We start from the raw sequence: 17,502 nt of genomic DNA, 5'->3' as shown, positions 1-17,502 counted from the left end.
CTATTTCATCCCTTTGATTAACCGTTCTATCCTAGATTGAAGTTCTTTAATACTAAAAGGTTTGGTCATATAATCATCTGCTCCAAGCTTTAATGCACGTTCAATGTCCGTTTCACTTTTTCTCCCTGTCAACATAAGGACATGAATATTTCTTCTATTTTCTATTTTTTTTACTTTCTGGAGGATTTCGATGCCATCCATGACAGGCATGACACCATCTAGTATTAAAAAATGATCTCCTTTTTCCGCTAAGCGCTTGGATTCAAAAAATTGTAGACCATTTTCAAATGCTTCAAGGTTCAGTTCGTAATGATTAAAATCCATTACCTTAAGTATTCTCATTAGTATTGTTCGAATAATCGCATCATCATCAATAACCGAAATGAACAAGGTTTTTTTGGTAATTTCATTAATTAAGCCCATAACGCTCTACTCCCTGATTGAAAATCATTCATTTATAATGAACAGACCTTCTCGGTATTTGATTCATTGCTTTTACTATTCCCTTTTTTTCTAACAGTTTGAATGTATCTAAAGTTTATTATTAATAAAACCATGTGTCACGTCTAAAATGCAGAAAGTGTCGAAAAATAATAATTTTTGTCGAATTTCCCCAATTTTGAAAGTAGAAAAAAGGGATCCATCAAATTGGATCCCGAGATTGCTGCTTATATAAGATTTTTTACTTTATTTGTGCAGTTGTCCATTGCTGCCAATATCGATCCTCTAAAATGCTTTTCCTCAAGGGAAACAACTGCTTCAATCGTTGCACCGCCTGGGGTACATACATTATCCTTAAGTTCACCAGGATGTTTGCCAGTCTCAAGAACCATTTTAGCTGCACCCAGTACAGCTTGAGCAGCTAATCGATAAGCCTGATCCCTAGGTATTCCCTGCCTTACTCCTCCATCTGCCATAGCTTCTATTAACATATAAACATATGCTGGTGAGGAACCGCTGATTGCAGGTACGGCATCCATTAGTTTTTCATCTAGACGTTCGGTTTTACTAAAGGTGTGGAACACACTCTCGATCTCATTTATCTCGTTTTCGGAGAGATATTCATTTGCACAAATTGCACTCATTCCTTCTCTGACCACAGAAGGAGTATTAGGCATTGTTCGAACAACCTTTACTTGGAATCCAAACGACTGTTCAATATCTATTAATGTAATTCCGGCTGCAATCGTTACAATGATTACAGACTGCTTTATATCATTTTTTATTTCTTTTATGACAGTGTCATAGAGATCGGGTTTAACAGCAAGTATGAGTACGTCTGCAAACCTAGCAATGTCCCTATTATTTAATGAAGTAATAATACCGTATGTTCGTTCAATTATTTCAATCGTTTTTTCTGTATTCGCACTAGCCATGATGTTTTCTTTTGGAATCATTTGTGAATTTACAATTCCCCCCATCATAGCCTGAGCCATTTTGCCAGCTCCAATAAAACCTATTTTTTTCTTCATGTTAACTCCCCACCTATTTATACATTTCATTCTCCAGTACGATTATATTTTCTGCGTACGTAGTTCTCCCTATTTCTTTTGTATTTTCAACCAACCTATATATATTATCACAGCATTGTTTTGCACCAATAACTAATAACGGCACACCGATAAAATCAATTTTTAAACCTCTTGAGAAAAATCCCCCCATGGACATTGCAAAAGGCACCGTTGGTGAAGTATTGGAGAAGACAATTTTCTCATCAAATTTAAATTTCTCTTGCAGCAATAAACACATTTCTTTTAATGCAGGAACCACATATTTGTTCCTTCTCCGTCCAATAGTGTATACAGAATGTCCATCTTCATCGATCCCATGGAAAATAATTTTCCCAAAATCAGCTTTTGTTAATTTATTAAAATATTTCACATTTAATATTTCTTCTTTCGTAAGTTTCCGTTCAGATTGTGGTAATCGTTTTAAATGATAGGCCGCGGCTAAAGAAGTTGTATGTGTCCCGCCAAAATCATTATAGATATAAATCATGGTATCATCCTTTATTTTTACTATGTATATTATGCACAATAACGCAACTGCCAATTCTTGTTACAGACTAAAGCAAAAAAAGAAGTTTATCACAAAAGGATAAACTTCTTTTACTTATTTATTTAAATCTTTAGGTGAAAATGCTCCTGGAAGTAAGTCTTTTACTTTGAGTTTTAAAATATCACCCTTTAAGTTTGTTAGCACTACTTCCATTTCTGTATCACAAAGTTCTGAAATCACCTGACGGCAAGCCCCACAAGGTGAAACTGGCCCATCGGTATCCGCCACAACAACGAGCGAATCAAATTGTTTTACACCCTCAGAGTACGCCTTAAACAAAGCCGTTCGTTCAGCACAGTTCGTCATGCTGTATGCTGCATTTTCAATGTTACAACCATGATAAACTTGACCATCTTTTGATAATAGGGCTGCACCAACTTTGAATTTTGAATATGGTGCATAGGCAAACTCTCTCGCTTTTTTCGCTTCAACGATTAAGTCGTTTTTTTCCATCATGTTCACACTCCGCCAAGGAAATTTAATGCTGAACTAGTTTTGTAATCCATTCAAGCAGGACGCCGCCAAAGTACACCCCGAAAACACCAACGACAGCCGAAAATACTGGAGGTGCAGGTATCGGAAGCTTTAAAAATTTAAACAACATACCAACTATTAATCCGGCAATTAATGCCATTATTACGTCTCTCATCAAATAAACCTCACAATAGTATTTTTAGTAATTGCTTAAAGATTGCTCACCTTTACTGATTGAAACACCAGAACTTGCACCAATTCGAGTTGCTCCAGCTTCTACCATTGCAATTGCATCTTCACGACTGCGAACCCCACCAGAAGCCTTTACGCCAATTTCAGGTCCGACTGTTTGGCGCATTAAGCGGATATCCTCGACTGTTGCACCACCTGTAGAAAAACCAGTAGAAGTTTTTACATAGTCTGCCCCAGCTTTTACAGAAATTTCACATGCTCTTATTTTTTCTTCCTTTGTTAACAAGCAAGTTTCGATGATTACCTTTACCAATGCTTTTCCCTTTGCAGCACCCACAACTGCAGCGATATCTCTTTCAACCAAATCATCCTGCTTATCTTTAAGCGCAGCGACGTTAATCACCATATCTATCTCATTTGCACCATTTTCAATGGCATTTTTTGTTTCAAATGCTTTTGTTTCTGATGTAGTTGCCCCAAGCGGGAAACCAATGACTGTACATACTTTTACTTCTGGGGTATCTGCAAGCATTTTAGCTGCAAAATTTACCCAAGTAGGATTTACACACACCGATGCAAATAAATATTTTTTCGCTTCTTTAACCAATTTACCAATTTCTTCCTTCGTTGCATCTGCTTTTAATAATGTATGATCAATCATCCTAACAACATTTTGAGTCATAACAAATCTTCCTCCTTGTTTACTGTAAATTTATATAAAGATTTTATGGCATTTATCACAATGTAACTATATCAAACACACTGAACATTTGTAAATACATTTATGAACAAATGTAAAAATTGATTTTTTTTAATTCTTATCAAGCAAGAATTGTGCTGTATATTGATCCGTTACGAGCACATTGGCGTACCCGCCTTTTAATGCTCCGTAAATTCCCTCAATTTTATTCGGACCTCCGGCTACAAGAATGGAATGGTCCTTTTTCTTTAATTCATTAAGATTTACTCCCAGTGTCCTTTCATTTAGGCTCTCGTTGCATACTTCTCCAGATTCATCAAAAAAACGCGAGCAAATATCACCGACTGCCTTTCCATAAAGAGACTTCAAGTCACTTTCTGTAAAATAACCTAGCTGAAATAATAAAGAGTCGGTTTTAATTGGGCCAATCGTAAAGAGAGCAATATTAGCCTGACTTCCTAGCTCGAGGATTTTTCGAATATGACGATCAGCCTCCATTGCCTGTTTTACAACGACATGATCGACAATTGCAGGAAGCGGTAGGTTATGGGGGGTTGTATGAAAGGCTTTGCCAAAAAGATATAAAATCTCCGATGCATACGTATTCGTTTCAGCGTGGCTAACACCGCCCTTTAATTGAACAACCTTTACTCCTTTCACAAATTTCTGCTTGAGTTCAACCGCAACATGGTATAAAGTTGTTCCCCAAGTCACCCCAATTATGTCGTCATCCTTGACAATTTCATCAAGATAAACGGCAGCTTTTTCACCTAGATAATTCTTTATGATGTGATCTTCATATTGTGGAATCGAAGCGACAACCGCCTTTTTAAGATTGAACTTTTGTTCAAGCTGCATCGCAAGATTCTCAACATCTTCTGTAGGATCCAAAATATTGATTTGGACAATACCATCACTTTTCGCCTGCTGTAATAGACGGGATACAGTAGGGCGGGAAACTCCGAGCTTCTTGGCAATTTCATTTTGATTATAATCCAATAGATAATATAACTTTGCTGCTTCAATGACTTTCGCTAATTTTTCACGATCCACTGCTATCACCCTATGTTTTAATATTTTCTTAATTGTAACAAAAAAAACAAATGATTTCATTCATAGTTTACATTTGTAAACAACATTTTGAATTTAATTTCAATATATTTAAAAGTGGGCTTTAATAGGACGGTGAATTTTCATCATCTAATATGGGGAACATTTATTAAGATATTTATCTGAGTTGTTGACAATACAAAAAGACATGTAAAAGTCATCCGCTAATCATCAGTTCTTCTGTATACTGAAATAAGGAAAATGATTCCTTTTGAGGAGGCGATACATTGCAGCAATTAGGCGGATATATATACCGTAAACGTAAATGGGTACTGGTATTTTGGATTTTAGTGATCCTATTATTAGGATTTTTTGCATTAAAATTACCGACAGTTCTTAGCGGAAATGGTTTTGAGTATAAAGGCGAATACAATCATACACGTAAACTCCTCGAACAAGAATTTGGACATTCTAAATCTTCCATTATCCTTTTGTTCGAAAAAGATAAATCGGTTAGTGATGAGAATTTCAGGAAGTTCATTCAAGACATATTTGATAAAATAACGGCTATTCATGACAGTGAACAAATGATTCTTCCATTCGAGCAGGACGGGATGGTAAAGGATAATTATGCCTATGGACTTCTTACTTTTAACAAGAAAGCGGAGAGTCTTGGAAAAGAAATTAACCAATTAAAAGATGTACTTGAAAATAAAAAGGGCTTAAAGGTCACAATGACTGGTGAACCCATTATTGTTCAAGACCTAAATACTGCGAGTCAGGAAGATTTAGCAAAAGCGGAAATGATCGGTTTGCCGATTGCCTTAATCGTTCTTATCCTAGCGTTCGGAGGTCTTGTTGCTGCCTCTCTCCCGATTGTAATCGGTGTGGTTTCGATATTATGTACAATGGGAACCGTTTACTTTTTTAGTTATGGTGCTGATTTAACCATTTTTATATTAAATATTGTTCCAATGATCGGGTTGGCACTAAGTATTGATTTTGCTTTATTGTTTATCAATCGATATAAAGAAGAACTAAAAACCAAATCCATTCAGTCTGCACTTGAAATAACAGTATCAACCGCGGGACGATCCATCATCTTTTCTGGCCTTTGTGTTTTTATTGGCTTATCGGCTCTTTGGTTTATCAAAATTGATATCTTCCAAAATGTTGCGCTAGGCGGGATGACCGTAGTGTTAATTTCTGCTGTTTGTGCATTAACCTTTCTTCCTGCATTGCTTGCCATATTGGGAACCAAGATCAACAAATTAAGTATACTGCCCATGGCAGACGAGCAAACAAGCATATGGTACCGATTTGCTAAAATTGTGATGAGGCGCCCTATTCTTATGACAGTTGCAGCCCTTGTTATTCTTTTGGCAGGATTGATACCTCTTAAACAAATGGTTTTAGCAATTCCCGGTACTGAATCTCTGCCGCCAAATTACCCTTCACGAACTGCCTTGGAAGTATTTAAGGATCACTTCGTAGCAAAAGAACAGCGCGATGAGAAAAAAGTGACGATGGTCCTAGAAACAAAAGGCAGCATTCTTGAAAAAAACAATCTTGAAAAAGTAAGTGAAGTGGTAAAAAAACTTGATAACGACAGGCTCGTAAATTCTATAAACTCACCATTTTCAGCCACAGGATTACAGGATGTGGACCAACTTTATCAAGTCCTCACCATTGGAAAAAATAACAAGATGGCTCCTATTTATGATTACTATTTTAGAGATAATAAACTGCTTATAGAGGTGTATTTAAAAACAGGCGAACATTCTTCTAAAGCAAGACAATGGGTAGCTGATTGGTCTAATAAAGATTTAGGCTTAAAAGCTTCATTTGGCGGACCCATAAAATTTGAGCAAGAAATTTTTTCAGAAATATTCCAAAAAGCTCCCTACGGATTCTTATTGATTGTCATTTCTACGTTTGTAATATTAATGGCAGCTTTCCGCTCGATTCTTATTCCATTGAAAGCCATCCTAATGAATGTGTTAAGCCTGGGCTGCACCTTCGGAATTGTTGTCTGGATTTTCCAGAAAGGTCATTTAGGAATCACACCAGTTGATATTGCCTTAATTTTACCTGTGTTTGTTTTTACACTTGTTTTTGGTCTTTCAATGGATTACGAAGTATTTCTCATCTCGAGAATACAGGAATTCTATTTAAAAACAGGAGATAATAGTGAGGCTACAATTTCTGGTTTGACTTATACCAGTAAAATTATTACCTCAGCCGCTGCCATTATGATTGTCGTTACTGGTGCGTTTGCTTTTACTGGGGTTATGCCAGTTAAGCAATTAGGGGTGGGAATTGCCATAGCAATTTTCATTGATGCGACGATTGTGAGGATGGTCTTGGTGCCAGCCTTGATGAAGCTGCTTGGCGATTGGAACTGGTGGTTTTTTGGCAAAAAAAATAAAAGACTACATAGATCAAGTAAAAAGCCAGCCTAATTTCACTTGATTGTCAAAAAGAATCATAATTCTATTAGAAATATGAATACTAAGAATACCTTTAAAGCCAGATTCTGAAGGAGGTATTCTATTTGCATAAAAAAACTTTTCTTATCCTTTTTCTTTTATTTCTTTCGCAAACTTCCTTTTTGTCAATTGCAGAAAGTACGCCAAATCAACAAGGAGTAGTTGATTTACGTATCCTAGAAACAACCGATTTGCATGCATCTTTAATCAATTATGATTATTATCAAACAAAAGCAGACAACCGAATTGGACTTGTAAAGACTGCAACACTTATCCGTACTGCAAGGAATGAAGTCCAAAATTCTTTATTGTTTGATGATGGAGATCACCTTAAGGGAAATCCCCTTGGAGAGTATTTAGCTAGAATTCGGGGAATTCATAGGGGAAAAATACATCCAGTTTATCGTGCCTTTAATTTTTTGGACTATGATGCGATTGCCATTGGTAATCACGAATTTAATTATGGACTAGATTTCTTAAATGCCGCCATAAAGGGGGCCAAGATGCCAGTCATCAATGCAAATGTTTTCTCTGTTAAAAAGAATAAACCCTATTTTACCCCCTATGTTATTTTAAAAAGGAATGTGGTTGACCAAACAGGAAGAAAACATGAACTGAAGATTGGGGTCATCTCATTTATGCCAACACAAATCATGAAATGGGATAAGGCGAATCTTGAAGGGAAGATTACTGCAAAACCGATTGTTGATACAGCGAAAGAATTTATACCAATCATGAAGTCTAAAGGAGCGGATATCATTGTCGCCCTTGCCCATACAGGAATCAGCTACGAGCCATATAATGCTGAATCAGAAAATGCTGTCTATTATTTAACAAAAATCCCTGGAATTGATGCCGTGTTAGCTGGACATTCACATAGTGTCTTCCCAGGACCTGTTTATGAAAATTCTCCCAATACCAACATAAAAATGGGGCAAATAAATGGAAAGCCTGTTGTAATGGCAGGGGCTTTTGGAAGCCGACTTGGGATTATTGATCTCAGAATCCAAAAAATCAATAGTACGTGGAGGGTAGTAAAAGGGACATCTTTAACAAGGCCCATTGCAGATGAGTCAGGAAATCCTCTTGTAAGGAAGGATAAAGGACTATATAAGTTAGTTAAACCTGAGCACCAGGAAACGGTAGATTTTATTAAAAAATTGGGGCTTTAATAGTTAAAAGATTTTCTTTACATCCAAAGTATAATTTTATAAAATAATGTAGAATATAATTGGTGTTTTTATTAGGGGGAGTCTGTCAAACAGGCTCCTTTTTGTCATTTTTTACTATTGTACTGGATAAAATATTTGGGAGAAGAGGTCGCTACATGTCAACTCAAGCACTAATCGCAATTGGTGTATTTTTAATTACATATGCCTTTATTGTCACAGAAAAGATCCATCGCACGATCATTGCCATGACCGGCGGAATTATGATGGTATTACTGGGAATTGTTGGGCAGGAAAAGGCACTTCATCATATCGATTTTAATACACTCGGTTTGCTAACCGGTATGATGATCATAGTTGCTATTACTTCTGAGACTGGTCTGTTCAAATACATAGCTATTTGGGCTGCTAAAAAAGTGAAAGGGGATCCTTTAAAAATCTTGCTGGCGCTCGGTACCATAACTGCATTGGGTTCAGCGTTTTTAGATAATGTGACAACGGTACTTTTAATGGTTCCAGTTACATTCAGTATTACAAGACAGCTTCGAGTAAATCCGATTCCCTTTTTAATAACCGAAATTATCGCATCAAATATTGGAGGAACATCCACACTGATTGGTGACCCTCCGAATATTATGCTAGGCAGCGCCGTGAAGGAACTTACCTTTATGGCATTTATTAATAATCTTACAGCCATATCATTCTTTATCCTATTCGTTAATATTGGAATATTAGCATTCATTTATCGGAAACAGCTTCGAACATCAGAAGAATTAAAAGCCAATCTAATGGACCTGGATGAAAAGGAAGAAATAACGGATAAAAAGTTATTAATCAAATCATTAATTGCCCTTTTGCTGACGATTTTGGGATTCTTCCTGCATCAACTGCTTCACATTGAATCAGCAACTGTCGCATTGGCCGGTGCCTTTCTGCTTCTTCTCTTAACAGGGGAAAAATATTTAGATAAAGCATTTTCAAAAGTTGAATGGACAACCATTTTCTTCTTTATCGGTCTATTTGTTTTGGTATCAGGATTAATTGAAACAGGGGTGATTTCGTTATTAGCAGATTACTCTGTCCACCTTACCGGGGGGGATGTTACATCAACATCGATTCTAATTCTCTGGGTTAGTGCAATCGCATCTGCCTTTATTGATAATATCCCATTTGTTGCAACAATGATTCCTATGATAAAAGATATGGGAGAACTCGGAATAAATAATTTAGAACCACTTTGGTGGAGTCTATCATTAGGGGCATGTCTTGGCGGAAACGGAACATTAATTGGTGCAAGTGCCAATGTTATTGTTGCCGGGCTAGCAGCGAAGGAAGGTCATCCGATTACTTTTGGTAAATTCTTGTTAATTTCTTTCCCATTAATGATTTTATCGATCATAATCTGTACGGTTTACATTTATCTAAGATATTTAATTTAGGGGGCGTATGATGAAAGTGGAGTATAAATATAACGAACAGCTTCTCGACTTAAAGGAAACTGCTAACGGCGATGATTTTGAATTTACCCTTACTTTTGTTGAAAATAAATGGAAGAAAAAAATCGAAGAAATTCGTGGGTATTTTGATTCAAATAACATCCTAACTGATATCCATTTTTATATTCACCCGAATAATAGGTTTCAAATAATCGTTAGAAAAGACTTTTATAATGAATTTATCATCCAGTTGTTTAGACAACAAATAGTGAAAGAGATTAAATGGATCTAAAAAATGGCTGCCATCAATCTGGCAGCCATTTCTATTATCGTTTTAACGACTTAATTTTTAAGCTCCTTAAAGCATTTAACGACATTTTCAACTGTGAAACCATACTTCTCAAGTAATATACTTTCAGGCGCAGATGCCCCGAACTGATTGATGGCAATGATGCTGCCATTGTCCCCAATATATTCTCTCCATCCAATTGACGAACCCATTTCAATAGCAAGACGTGCTTTAATATTTTTAGGAAGGATTGATTCTTTATATTCAAGCGATTGTTTCTCAAAACGATCCCAGCTTGGCATACTTACAACTGATACAAAAATCCCTTCACTTTCAAGCTCTTTTTGAGCTGCCATCGCTAAGGACACTTCGGATCCTGTTGCAAGCAATAAACCGTTAGCATGGCCGTTTGCTTCTGAAACAACATATGCACCTTTTTTAACACCTACATAAACCGTTTGTTGTGAAAGCGCTAATGTCGGTAAGTCCTGACGTGTTAAAACAAGGGCTGTTGGCGTATCTGTGCTTTCCATTGCTAATCTCCAAGCGGCAACAGTCTCCTTCGCATCCGCGGGGCGAAGAATGGAAATTCCCGGCATTGCACGTAATGCTGCTAGCTGTTCAACTGGTTCATGTGTAGGTCCGTCTTCACCTACAGCGATGCTATCATGTGTAAACACATAAGTAACAGGAAGCTTCATTAAGGCAGCTAGACGAATTGCTGGACGTAAGTAATCAGAGAATACGAAGAAAGTAGAACCAAATACTTTAACGCCGCCATGAAGAGCCATCCCATTTAGTGCGGCACCCATTGCGAATTCACGCACTCCGAACCAAATATTGCGACCTGCATAGCTATCAATATAGTAATTTTTTTCTGATGTAATTAGTGTTTTGTTCGATCCTGCTAAATCAGCAGACCCCCCGATAAAATGTGGGACAACATTGGCTGCCGCATTCAGTGTTTTCCCCGATGATACGCGAGTTGCGATTTTTTCTCCTTCCGTAAAAACAGGTAAGGCGTCTTCCCAATTTGCCGGAAGCTTTCCAATGATCGCGGCTTCAAATTGCTTAGCAAGCTCTGCGTATTCCTTCTTATAACTCGCATATAATTCATTCCATGCATCTTCTTTGAGTTGGCCATCTAGCGTAAATTGCTTGAAATGCTCTTTTACTTCTTCGGGAACGAAAAATGGCTCTTCATTGTCCCAATTATATGCAGCTTTTGTTAACTTAATTTCTTCTTTCCCAAGTGGAGACCCATGGGAAGCAGACTTACCAGCTTTATTTGGAGAACCATAACCGATCACGGTTTTAACCTCAATTAAAGTAGGGCGATTTAACTCTGTTTTTGCTTCTTGTAATGCTTTTTGAATAGCATCAGTATCATTTCCATCTTCTACACGAATCACTTGCCATCCATAGGCTTTAAATCTATCCTCCACACTTTCAGAGAAAGATAAATGCAAATCTCCGTCTAATGAAATGTCATTTGAATCATACATAACAATTAGTCTTCCAAGTTTAAGATGACCTGCCAGGGATGCTGCTTCAGCAGATACACCTTCCATTAAATCACCATCTCCACAAATACCATAAGTATAATGATTAACTATTGTATATCCCTCTTGATTGTATGTAGCTGCAAGATGTCTTTCCGCCATTGCCATCCCCACAGCCATAGCAACCCCTTGTCCTAATGGCCCTGTAGTTGCTTCTATCCCAGGGGTATGACCAAATTCAGGGTGACCAGGAGTTCTGCTTCCCCATTGACGGAAGTTTTTCAAATCGTCAATGGTTACGTCGTAACCGAATAAATGTAATAAACTATATAGAAGCATTGATCCATGACCTGCTGATAAAACAAACCTGTCTCTGTTAAACCATTTAGGATTCACTGGGTTATGATTCATTTCTTTTGCCCAAAGCGTGTATGCCATTGGGGCTGAACCCATTGGCATGCCGGGATGACCGGAGTTGGCCTTTTCGATCCCATCAATTGATAAAGTACGAATCGTATTTATGGCTAATTGATCAAGTTTTGTTACATTAAGTAATGTTGTCATGTGCTATTACACTCCAAATCTATTAATATTGTATATCAACCTTGTTATAGAGCAGTTTGAAAGGCTTAGTTTTCATTAGCCAAAGCCTTCCAAACCATTTCGTAAACCTTTTTCAAGGGAATGTTATGTAGTTGTGCAATGCTTTTGCATTCCTCAAACTCCGGAGCTCTTTGCACAACATGTCCTTCATAAATTCCTTCTTTTACTGTCACTTCACCCCACTCAGTTGTAACCTTCCTAAACATTCTTTCTAACCGGTGTACTGTTAACGGATAATAGCGTATTCCTAGTGTGGTGGTTTCCTTAAAAAGAATTTCCTTCATTGTATTTATATGTTTCATCGAGCAAAGCAATTGAAGCAATACGCCTGGTCTATTTTTTTTCATATAAATCGGGGTATAGAAGACATCATTAGCGCCAGCCTCAAACAGCAAGTCCATCACATAGCCAAGCCATTCTCCAGGAATATCATCGAGATTAACTTCCATTTTGACCATCTGATCATCAAGATGCTCATTGCTGGGAGGATGAAGAGAGACCATTGAATCATTTCCTTTCTTTCATAAAAAGGATTTAAGAGCTACTTTTCTATTCCCCAATGATGACACGGAGCACATTGGGATGGTTTATAAAGGTCTTCGTTCCAGCACCATAACCAATGGATGTAACCTTCATGGATGGTATGGGGCAAAATTCTTCTGCCAGTACAGCGACAATCGCTGCCCCCGTTGGAGTGGTGAGCTCGAAACGAATGTCCGATTGTTCAATTGGTACACCTTTCAAAATTTCAAGAGTGGCCGGTGCAGGGACAGGATAAATACCATGGTCAATATGGATACGTCCAGTTCCTACTGGGATGGGTGATGACTTGATTACGTCTATTTCTAATTGATGAATTAAGATAGCAGCTCCGATAATGTCAATAATCGAATCTACTGCCCCTACTTCATGAAAATGGACCTTCTCTAGTGGAATCCCATGGATATGTCCTTCTGCTTCACCGATTCTTTTAAAAATTTTTAAAGCCATTTCTTTCACTGGCTCAGCAAAACCAGCACTCTCAATTAATCCAACAATATCCTTATATGCACGGTGCTCATGATGATGGTGCTCATGTTTGTGGCTATGACTGTGATGATGGTGGTTATGATCATGTTCATGGTTGTGGTTATGATCATGATGGTGGTCATGGTCATGGTCATGGTCATGATCGTGGTCATGTTCATGATCGTGCTCGTGGTCATGATGGTGCTCGTGGTCATGGTCGTGCTCGTGCTCGTGGTCATGGTCATGACCATTATTCATTAACACCACGTCAAATTTGGTACTAGTAATCCCATTCTTTACTAACTTTGTCCATGTCAACTTATACTCATCATCAATATGAAGTTTTTTTAATTCTTCTACTAACCGATTGGGATCTGCTCCGGCATCGATAAGGGCTCCAATGACCATATCTCCGCTGATACCTGAAAAACAATCAAAATAAAGTGTTTTCAATTTTTTCTGGCCCCTTTTTGTGCAAGTTGATCAATTAATACTGCGTTATATCCCCCGCCAAACCCATTATCAATATTCACGACACTAATCCCGGAAGCACATGAATTTAACATGGTTAATAAGGCAGATAGTCCATTAAAATTTGCCCCATACCCAATACTGGTTGGGACTGCAATTACAGGATGTGATACAAGTCCGCCCACTACGCTTGGAAGTGCCCCTTCCATACCTGCAACTACAACGGAAACCGTTGCATTTTGAATTTCCTCAGCATGGCTTAACAGGCGATGAATTCCAGCAACACCGACATCATAGATACGATGGACCTTGCTTCCTAATACTTCAGCCGTCACTGCAGCTTCTTCTGCAACCCTTAAATCCGAGGTTCCTGCACAAATCACAGCAATATACCCTTGAGGATCCCCCTCATTCGCATGGTCCTCTTTCCAAAAAAGAATGTGTGCTTCTTCTTTGTAGATAAAATCAGGGCAAGAACGTTGGACAATTTCTGCCTTTTCTTTGGAAATACGTGTGACGAGTACTTGGTTGTTTCGAGCTCGTAACACTTGAATAATTGAAACGATTTGTTCAGTCGTCTTCCCTTCACCGTACACGACCTCTGGGAATCCTTGACGTTTCTTACGATGATGGTCCACTTTAGCAAATCCCAAATTTTCAAATGTTGCTAATTGCTCTTTAGCTTCTTTAACACTTAGGGTACCTCTTTGAACCTGCTCTAAAATTTCTTCAAGCATTCGTTCTCCCCCTTAATATACACTTCAGAAATGTTTTGTCATTCCACTTGCCAATTTTTCATAGTTCTCATATATAATTCTATATTTTTCACTATTTTCCTTAATAGGAACGATTGCTTTACCCATTGGAATATTCTTTTTAATCTCTTCAAATGAATTTACTTTGCCAGTAGCCACTAAAGCTGTCCAAGCTGCTCCCCATGCTGCACTGTGATAGCTCTCAGGCACATAAATTTCCGCATCGAATACATCTGCCATCATTTGCAGCCACAATGGAGATCTGGATAAACCACCGTTAGCATATATCTTTTTATGTTTCCCAGCTAACCTCTCTAATGCCTTGCCAATTTGAAAGAGGTTAAAAGTGATTCCTTCTAGAACAGCTCGGATAAAATGTTCTCTTTTATGTGTTACAGATAATCCAAAGAAATTCCCTTTTGCCCGTTGATTCCAAATCGGCGCTCTTTCGCCATTTAAATAAGGGTGAAAGATGATTCCGTCTGCGCCAAGCGGAACCTTTTCTGCATCGGCAAGGAATTCGGAGAAGTCTCTTTGGTCGTTCAAAAGGTCTTTTAACCATTGTAAGGCAATCCCGCCATTATTGGTTGGGCCTCCAATGATAGAAAAATCTTCAGTAAAGGAATAACAAAAGGTTTCTTGATTTTCACTTATCTTAACGCCTTTTGTGATTTGTCTGATGGCCCCGCTAGTACCAACTGAAACCGCAACTTCACCAGGGAGAATCGCTCCAATTCCCAAGTTAGCCAATTGGCCATCGGCAGCACCAATCACAAAAGGAAGTTCCGGATCAATTCCCATTTTTTCCGCAATTTGTGGATTAATCCCTGTTAATATCTCAGTTGGAGGGACAATTCTTGAAAGCTGACCATCATGAATATCCGTTAGAGATAATAATGTTTGATTCCAAGTATGTGTGTCAGGGTTAAATAAACCTGTCGCAGATGCCATCGAATAATCAATAACCCGCTGATTAAACCAGCATTGTAGTAAATACTCTTTAATCGACATAAAGTACTTTGCTTGGAGGTAGGGTTCATATTTTGTTTCTTTCATCCATAACAACTTAACAAATGGTGTCATTGGATGAACCGGTGTTCCTGTGTTTGAATAAACCTCGTTACCCATTGTTTCTATCACTGATTCTGCTTGTAGATAACTTCTTCCATCAGCCCAAATTAAGGCGGGAGATATTGGACAGCCATTCTCATCTACACAAATCAGTGAATGCATTGCAGCTGAAAACCCGATTGAAATCAATTCAGTTTTCTCAATACCAGCTTTTTGGATCGCCTCTTTGATTGCTTGTACAGCTGATTGTTCAATCTCAATGGGGTTTTGTTCCACCCATCCTTGCTGTGGATAATTGAATGTGTTCATTCTCTCGGCTTCTGCGATTAATTTACCTTGTAAGTCAAATACGCATGCTTTAACACTTGTAGTTCCGATATCAAGTCCAATTACAACTTCTCTTGACATACTTCCTCTTCCTTTTCACATAACAATAAGTAATATTGGAGTTTATATTGATCCTTTATTGCTATTTTATATTATCGTTAAAATAAGAGGCTTTGGATGAACCAAAGCCATTTTTTTAGTGTACATACCTAAGCCAAATAGCGGAGCAGTAAGCTATTCAGATAACACCTTATTCATGCTTCCACTCTGATATCCAATTAAATCTAACGTGATATACTTGTAACCATAGCCTTGAAGTGCATTCACGATCGAGTCATGATTTTCAAGAATCTCCTTCATATCCTTAGGTTCTACTTCGATCCTTGCAATATCCTGATGTGTTCGGACCCGTACCTGATGGATATTGAATGTTTTTAAATAAGCTTCGGCTTTTTCAACCTTCGTCAGCTTTTCTTTTGTAATATATTCACCGTAGGCAATTCTTGAAGAAAGACAAGCTAAAGATGGTTTATCCCATGTCGGCAAACTAAATTCCCGAGAGAGTTCTCTGATCTCCTGTTTAAAAAGATTAGCTTCTAGGAGTGGACCGCGTATCCCCTTTTCTTTAGCGGCTTGCATACCTGGTCGGAATTCATTCATATCATCAGCAATGACACCATAAACTACATTTTGAAAGCCCTTTTCTTCCATAACTGGAATTATGTGTTCAAATAAACTGCTTTTACAAAAATAGCAACGATTTTTATTGTTTTCCGCGTATCCTGGGATTGCGAGTTCAGATGTTTCAATCACTTGGTGCCTGACACCAATTTGATTTGCAAGTACTTTTGCCTCTTCAAGCTCACTAGAAGGGTAGCTTTCAGAGTCTGCTGTAATGGCGAGAACATGTTCAGCACCTAATGCGTTCACAGCAGCCTTTAATAGAAATGTACTGTCCACTCCTCCTGAAAATGCTACAACCACGGATTCCATTTCTCGGAGAATAGACGTTAATTTTTCGTATTTCTCTGTTAGCATGGTCCTTTTCTCCCCCTATCCCTCATCCAATTTAAAGTCAGCCATTGTTAATTTATTTATTAGGCTGGTGATTTATGTGCATCTTGGATTATATTGTCATACTGCCAAAGCCGCCATCCACTCGAACAAGCGTACCTGTAACAAAACTCGACGCTTTCTCAGAAGCAAGCCAAACGGTAGCACCTTGTAACTCTTCCGCCTCACCAAAACGATTCATTGGAGTATGTCTCATGATTGATTCAATGCGTTCTTTGTCTAAAATTTTTCGATTTTGTTCAGCAGGGAAAAATCCTGGAATAATTGCATTGACACGAATACCATTAGGAGCAAATTCACGTGCTAGAAACTGTGTAACGCTGTTAAGGCCAGCTTTTGATACGGAATAAGTAAACACTCTTGAAAGTGGTGTTGTTGAGGAAACAGATGAGATATTAATGATGCTTCCTTTTCTATCCTGCTCAATCATTTTCTTCGCAAAAATCTGGCAGGTTAAAACAATTCCTTTTAAATTTATATCCATAATTTTGTCCCATTCGTCCATACCAAGTTCAAAAAATGGTGTAGCACTATTTGTACCTGGTGCATTTAAAAGAATGTCCCAGCCGCCGGACCATTGTTCAATTTCATTCGCAACGTTAACTAAAGAATCCTTTGAACTAACATCTGCAGAAAACGCCTTTGCTTCCCCGCCGTTCTCTTCAATTTCCTTGACAACTTCCTCTGCTTTTTCAAGATTACGTCCTACAATCGCAACTTTTGCCCCTTGAGAAGCCAAGCCTTTTGCCATTGCTGAACCCAATACACCATTTCCACCAATTGCGACTGCAACTTTTCCAGTTAAATCAAATAATTTTGACATCATTTATCTCC

Annotated in this window: 18 protein-coding genes; 4 read left to right on the top strand and 14 right to left on the bottom strand. The window is 38.0% G+C overall.

Features of this window, described 5'->3' with window-relative positions; all coding sequences use genetic code 11:
- The 7 genes from J7E63_RS18270 to J7E63_RS18240 form a co-directional block, all read right to left on the bottom strand.
- Positions 1 to 423 carry a response regulator gene (locus J7E63_RS18270; RefSeq protein WP_214713293.1) on the bottom strand — a complete coding sequence of 141 codons (423 nt, stop codon included), beginning with the start codon at positions 421 to 423 and terminating at the stop codon, positions 1 to 3.
- 245 nt (positions 424 to 668) lie between these two features.
- Entirely contained in the window at positions 669 to 1,472 is an 804-nt protein-coding gene (gene proC, locus J7E63_RS18265; RefSeq protein WP_215014878.1) for a pyrroline-5-carboxylate reductase, read from the bottom strand.
- Positions 1,473 to 1,485: 13 nt separating this feature from the next.
- The gene (locus tag J7E63_RS18260; protein WP_215014876.1) at positions 1,486 to 1,998 is read right to left on the bottom strand and encodes a DUF3189 family protein; all 513 of its coding nucleotides are present in this window, start codon (positions 1,996 to 1,998) and stop codon (positions 1,486 to 1,488) included.
- A gap of 114 nt (positions 1,999 to 2,112) precedes the next feature.
- The gene (locus J7E63_RS18255; protein WP_215014898.1) at positions 2,113 to 2,511 is read right to left on the bottom strand and encodes a cytidine deaminase; all 399 of its coding nucleotides are present in this window, start codon (positions 2,509 to 2,511) and stop codon (positions 2,113 to 2,115) included.
- Between the two features lie 25 nt (positions 2,512 to 2,536).
- Positions 2,537 to 2,707 (bottom strand): XapX domain-containing protein, encoded by a 171-nt coding sequence (locus J7E63_RS18250; protein WP_215014874.1) that lies wholly within the window; start codon positions 2,705 to 2,707, stop codon positions 2,537 to 2,539.
- 24 nt (positions 2,708 to 2,731) lie between these two features.
- Positions 2,732 to 3,406 (bottom strand): deoxyribose-phosphate aldolase, encoded by a 675-nt coding sequence (gene deoC / locus J7E63_RS18245; protein ID WP_215014872.1) that lies wholly within the window; start codon positions 3,404 to 3,406, stop codon positions 2,732 to 2,734.
- Positions 3,407 to 3,535: 129 nt separating this feature from the next.
- Positions 3,536 to 4,477: a DNA-binding transcriptional repressor DeoR gene (locus J7E63_RS18240; RefSeq protein ID WP_215003866.1), complete on the bottom strand. Its 942-nt coding sequence runs from the start codon at positions 4,475 to 4,477 to the stop codon at positions 3,536 to 3,538.
- Positions 4,478 to 4,761: 284 nt separating this feature from the next.
- On the opposite strand from J7E63_RS18240, the gene J7E63_RS18235 reads away from it, so the two are divergent.
- The 4 genes from J7E63_RS18235 to J7E63_RS18220 all read left to right on the top strand — a co-directional run bounded on the left by J7E63_RS18235 (position 4,762) and on the right by J7E63_RS18220 (position 9,860).
- Positions 4,762 to 6,936: an MMPL family transporter gene (locus J7E63_RS18235; RefSeq protein WP_215014870.1), complete on the top strand. Its 2,175-nt coding sequence runs from the start codon at positions 4,762 to 4,764 to the stop codon at positions 6,934 to 6,936.
- Between the two features lie 92 nt (positions 6,937 to 7,028).
- Positions 7,029 to 8,135, top strand: coding sequence for a metallophosphoesterase (locus J7E63_RS18230; protein WP_215014868.1), 1,107 nt, complete (start codon positions 7,029 to 7,031; stop codon positions 8,133 to 8,135).
- Between the two features lie 155 nt (positions 8,136 to 8,290).
- Positions 8,291 to 9,571: an ArsB/NhaD family transporter gene (locus J7E63_RS18225; RefSeq protein ID WP_215014866.1), complete on the top strand. Its 1,281-nt coding sequence runs from the start codon at positions 8,291 to 8,293 to the stop codon at positions 9,569 to 9,571.
- 7 nt (positions 9,572 to 9,578) lie between these two features.
- On the top strand, positions 9,579 to 9,860 hold the full coding sequence (locus J7E63_RS18220; RefSeq protein ID WP_214732019.1) for a hypothetical protein: 282 nt from the start codon (positions 9,579 to 9,581) through the stop codon (positions 9,858 to 9,860).
- A 50-nt stretch (positions 9,861 to 9,910) separates the two neighbouring features.
- Here J7E63_RS18220 and tkt read toward each other — a convergent pair whose 3' ends face one another.
- The 7 genes from tkt to J7E63_RS18185 all read right to left on the bottom strand — a co-directional run bounded on the left by tkt (position 9,911) and on the right by J7E63_RS18185 (position 17,491).
- Positions 9,911 to 11,923, bottom strand: a complete 2,013-nt coding sequence (gene tkt / locus J7E63_RS18215; protein WP_215014864.1) for a transketolase — start codon at positions 11,921 to 11,923, stop codon at positions 9,911 to 9,913.
- Between the two features lie 65 nt (positions 11,924 to 11,988).
- On the bottom strand, positions 11,989 to 12,465 hold the full coding sequence (larC2, locus tag J7E63_RS18210) for a nickel pincer cofactor biosynthesis protein LarC2 (RefSeq protein ID WP_215014862.1): 477 nt from the start codon (positions 12,463 to 12,465) through the stop codon (positions 11,989 to 11,991).
- Positions 12,466 to 12,511: 46 nt separating this feature from the next.
- Positions 12,512 to 13,423: a nickel pincer cofactor biosynthesis protein LarC gene (gene larC, locus J7E63_RS18205; protein ID WP_215014860.1), complete on the bottom strand. Its 912-nt coding sequence runs from the start codon at positions 13,421 to 13,423 to the stop codon at positions 12,512 to 12,514.
- Complete coding sequence (larB, locus tag J7E63_RS18200) at positions 13,420 to 14,178, bottom strand: nickel pincer cofactor biosynthesis protein LarB (protein WP_214713306.1); 759 nt, start codon at positions 14,176 to 14,178, stop codon at positions 13,420 to 13,422. Before larB ends, larC begins: the two co-directional genes overlap by 4 nt.
- 24 nt (positions 14,179 to 14,202) lie before the next feature.
- Complete coding sequence (locus J7E63_RS18195; RefSeq protein ID WP_215014858.1) at positions 14,203 to 15,675, bottom strand: gluconokinase; 1,473 nt, start codon at positions 15,673 to 15,675, stop codon at positions 14,203 to 14,205.
- A 153-nt stretch (positions 15,676 to 15,828) separates the two neighbouring features.
- Positions 15,829 to 16,632, bottom strand: coding sequence for an ATP-dependent sacrificial sulfur transferase LarE (gene larE / locus J7E63_RS18190; RefSeq protein ID WP_215014856.1), 804 nt, complete (start codon positions 16,630 to 16,632; stop codon positions 15,829 to 15,831).
- A gap of 88 nt (positions 16,633 to 16,720) precedes the next feature.
- Positions 16,721 to 17,491, bottom strand: a complete 771-nt coding sequence (locus J7E63_RS18185) for an SDR family oxidoreductase (protein WP_215014896.1) — start codon at positions 17,489 to 17,491, stop codon at positions 16,721 to 16,723.
- Between the last annotated feature and the right edge of the window lie 11 nt (positions 17,492 to 17,502).

Source organism: Bacillus sp. ISL-75 (assembly GCF_018613095.1).
The sequence above is the reverse complement of the archived record's forward strand: the minus strand, read 5'-3'. Positions and strand labels throughout refer to the sequence as shown.